Here is a 525-nt window from a genome sequence, read left to right as displayed (position 1 = left end):
ATCGAGGGTACGACCTCGCCCGCGATGCGGCGGGCCAGCGCCTGGGCGGCATCCGCGCCAATCTGGCGATGCGGTTGCGCCACCGTGGCAAGCGTGGGCATGAGCCACTGCCCCATCGCCAGGCCGTCAAAGCCGATCACGCTGACGTCTTCCGGCACGCGCAGGCCCATCTCGCGCAGCGAGCGGATCGTGAGCAATGCCAGGCGGTCGTTGCTGCAGAAAATGGCGGTCGGGCGCGGTGGCGCCAGCAGACGGGCCAGTTCGGTGGGCAGCATGGCATCGGCGTTGAAGTCGATTTCCACCGGCGGTTGCGGGGCAATGCCAGCGGCTTCCAATGCCTCGCGGTAGCCGTCGTGGCGTAGCGCGGCACGGTCCGATGCCGACAGCGTGCCGGTCAGCATGCGGATCTGCTTGTGGCCCTGCGCCAGCAACGCGCGGATGGCATCGCGCGCAGCGGCCCGGTTGTCGACGGTGACGCAGCAGCGTGCGGGAATGCGCGGCTGGCCGACGGTGTCGTTGTAGACC

Annotated in this window: 1 protein-coding gene; it reads right to left on the bottom strand. The window is 69.5% G+C overall.

Annotation, left to right across the window (positions count from 1 at the left end):
- Positions 1-525, bottom strand: a 525-nt coding sequence (locus tag ACTWPP_RS45175; protein ID WP_443110646.1) for a substrate-binding domain-containing protein, incomplete at both ends; no start/stop codon positions are given.

Origin of the sequence: Actinomadura sp. 3N407 (assembly GCF_052245875.1) — a bacterium.
In the GTDB taxonomy this organism is placed as follows: Bacteria; Actinomycetota; Actinomycetes; order Streptosporangiales; family Streptosporangiaceae; genus Spirillospora.
Note: the sequence above shows the minus strand (reverse complement) of the source record. Positions and strands in the feature narration are given on the sequence as shown.